Below are 3061 nucleotides of genomic sequence, written 5' to 3'. Positions count from 1 at the left end.
AACTGCTCGACGGGCTCCGCGCCATGGGCCTCGCCCCCGTCGCCGAGTCGCCCGGCGGCGGCGTCATCATCACCCGCCCGGACGCCCAGCGCGCCGACCCGCCCCCCACCGCCGAGATCGTCCGGCTCCGCCCGGACGACACGACCGACACCTCGATGATCTCCGCCGCCGTCCGCGCCCTCCGCGCCGGCGACGAGGCGTCCCGGCTCGGCGCCGAACAGGCCAGGCTCCGCGCCGACGCCCCCGCCGGAGAACCGCCGCGCTCCCCCGCGATGGCCACGATCGAACTGCTCCGCGGCGCCGTCGAACGCGGCGGCCGCGTCTGGATCGGCTACCTCGACCAGCAGGGCCAGGCGTCCAGCCGCATCGTGGAACCCGTCCGCGTCGAGGGCGGCTTCCTCACCGGCTACGACGCCACCCGGGCCGCCGTCCACCGCTTCGCCCTCCACCGCATCACCGGAGTATCCGCACTGGACGACGACCCCGGCGAGACGACCGCGTCCCCGTCCTGACCGCTCAGGGCCACAGTCGGCCGCGTGGAACCGCGGACCCGCCCGGGCTGTCCAACTGGGTGACGTACAGGACCGGTAGCGTGCCTTCATCCCGGCGTGGACGGACCTGTCCGGCGCCGACTGCGTGAGGAGGCCACCAGTGAGCGGGTACGGAGGGCGTCCGCCGTCGGGTTGGGACGATCCCTACGGCGCATCGCAAGGCTGGGACCCGAACGGCGCGTACGGCCGCCCCGGCGGCGACCCCTACGGCATGCCGCCCCCCGGGTACGGCTACGGATACGGGTACGGCCCGCCCGGCGTGCCCCACGCCCCGTCCAGCAACGGCTCCACCATCGCCGCCCTCGTCTGCAACATCGTCGGCATCGTCCTGTGCTGCAACATCCTCGCCATCCCCGGCGTCATCACCGCCGCGATCGCCATGGGCCGCGTCCAGACCGACCCCCGCTCCGCGCGGAAACTGACGATCTGGAGCTGGTGCCTCTTCGCCGCGTCCGTCGTCCTCGGCATCGTCTTCCTGATCATCTACATCGTCGTCATCGCCAACAGCGAACCCGACTACGGCACCACGTCCGGCGTCTGACGGCCCCTTCGCCCTGGAGCCTTGGGAAGACTTGGGCGGACGGCGTCGTTGAACCCTGCGTCCGCCCAGAAGGCCCCCGCGCCGCACCCCCTCGGGTAGCGTGCAGCAGCGGGCGCCCGGCGTCCGGGCGAGACATCGAATCACCGAACCACGACGGGGGCTCCAACACGTGACCGACGGTCCGCTCATCGTCCAGTCCGACAAGACCCTGCTGCTGGAGGTCGACCATGAGCTGGCCGGCGCCTGCCGCAAGGAGATCGCCCCGTTCGCCGAACTCGAACGGGCACCCGAGCACGTCCACACCTACCGCGTCACCCCGCTCGCCCTCTGGAACGCGCGCGCCGCGGGCCACGACGCCGAGCAGGTCGTCGACACCCTCCTGAAGTACTCCCGCTACCCCGTCCCGCACGCCCTCCTGGTCGACGTGGCCGACACGATGGCGCGGTACGGGCGGCTCCGCCTGGAGAAGCACCCCGTCCACGGCCTCGTCCTGTCGTCCTCCGACCGGGCGGTCCTGGAGGAGGTCCTCCGCGCCAAGAAGATCAAGGGGATGATCGGCGAGCGCGTCGGCGAGGACGCCGTCCTCGTCCACCCGAGCGAGCGCGGCGCCCTCAAGCAGGCCCTGCTCAAGCTCGGCTGGCCCGCCGAGGACCTCGCCGGCTACGTCGACGGCGAAGCCCACCCGATCTCCCTCGTCGAGGACGGCTGGGCCCTCCGCTCCTACCAGCAGGACGCCGCCGAGGCGTTCTGGCACGGCGGCTCCGGCGTCGTCGTCCTGCCCTGCGGCGCCGGCAAGACCATCGTCGGCGCCGCCGCCATGGCCCGCGCCGGCGCGACCACGCTCATCCTCGTCACCAACACCGTCTCCGCGCACCAGTGGAAGCAGGAGCTCATCCGGCGCACGTCCCTCACCGAGGACGAGATCGGCGAGTACACCGGCACCAAGAAGGAGATCCGGCCGGTCACCATCGCCACCTACCAGATCATGACGACCCGCCGGAAGGGCGCCTACACGCACCTCGAACTCTTCGACGCCCGCGACTGGGGCCTCGTCGTCTACGACGAGGTGCACCTCCTCCCCGCGCCCATCTTCCGGATGACCGCCGACCTCCAGGCCCGCCGCCGCCTCGGCCTCACCGCCACCCTCGTCCGCGAGGACGGCCGCGAGGGCGACGTCTTCTCCCTCATCGGCCCCAAGCGCTACGACGCGCCCTGGAAGGACATGGAGTCGCAGGGCTGGATCGCCCCCGCCGACTGCGTCGAGGTCCGCGTCACCCTCACCGACTCCGAACGCCTCGCCTACGCCACCGCCGAACCGGACGAGCGGTACCGCTTCTGCGCCACCACCGACACCAAGACCAGGCTGATCCAGGCCCTGGTCGAACGGCACCGCGGCGAGCAGACCCTCGTCATCGGCCAGTACATCGACCAGCTGGACGAGCTCGGCGACATCCTCGACGCCCCCGTCATCAAGGGCGAGACCCGCGTCCGCGAACGCGAACGCCTCTTCGACGCCTTCCGCTCCGGCGAGATCGACGTCCTCGTCGTCTCCAAGGTCGCGAACTTCTCCATCGACCTGCCCGAAGCGAGCGTCGCCGTCCAGGTCTCGGGCGCCTACGGCTCCCGCCAGGAAGAGGCCCAGCGCCTCGGCCGCCTCCTCCGTCCCAAGGCCTCCGGCCAGGGCGCCCGCTTCTACGCGGTCGTCGCACGCGACACCCTGGACCAGGACTACGCCGCCCACCGGCAGCGGTTCCTGGCCGAGCAGGGCTACGCCTACCGGATCGTGGACGCGGACAAGGTACTGGCCGGCGAGGAGATCTGAGCCTCTGCCCGTCGTCCGACCTCGTCCGACCGGAATGGTCCTGAAAAGGAGAAAGGCCCCGCCGTGACGGCGGGGCCTTCCTGCAATATGAGTCCGGCGGTGTCCTACTCTCCCACACAGTCTCCCGTGCAGTACCATCGGCGCTGA

Annotated in this window: 3 protein-coding genes; all 3 read left to right on the top strand. The window is 71.6% G+C overall.

The window, feature by feature from the left end:
- Positions 1–512 (top strand): WYL domain-containing protein (locus E1300_RS48800; protein ID WP_370786297.1); only part of this gene is annotated, 512 nt, incomplete at its 5' end.
- Between the two features lie 139 nt (positions 513–651).
- Positions 652–1092: a DUF4190 domain-containing protein gene (locus E1300_RS48795; protein WP_131764052.1), complete on the top strand. Its 441-nt coding sequence runs from the start codon at positions 652–654 to the stop codon at positions 1090–1092.
- 169 nt (positions 1093–1261) lie between these two features.
- A complete protein-coding gene (locus E1300_RS48790) occupies positions 1262–2914 on the top strand; it encodes a DNA repair helicase XPB (protein WP_131764051.1) in 1653 nt (550 codons plus the stop codon).
- The last annotated feature ends 147 nt before the right edge of the window (positions 2915–3061 follow it).

The sequence above is a fragment of the Actinomadura fibrosa genome (assembly GCF_900659615.1).
GTDB lineage: Bacteria > Actinomycetota > Actinomycetes > Streptosporangiales > Streptosporangiaceae > Spirillospora > Spirillospora fibrosa.
The sequence above is the reverse complement of the archived record's forward strand: the minus strand, read 5'-3'. Positions and strand labels throughout refer to the sequence as shown.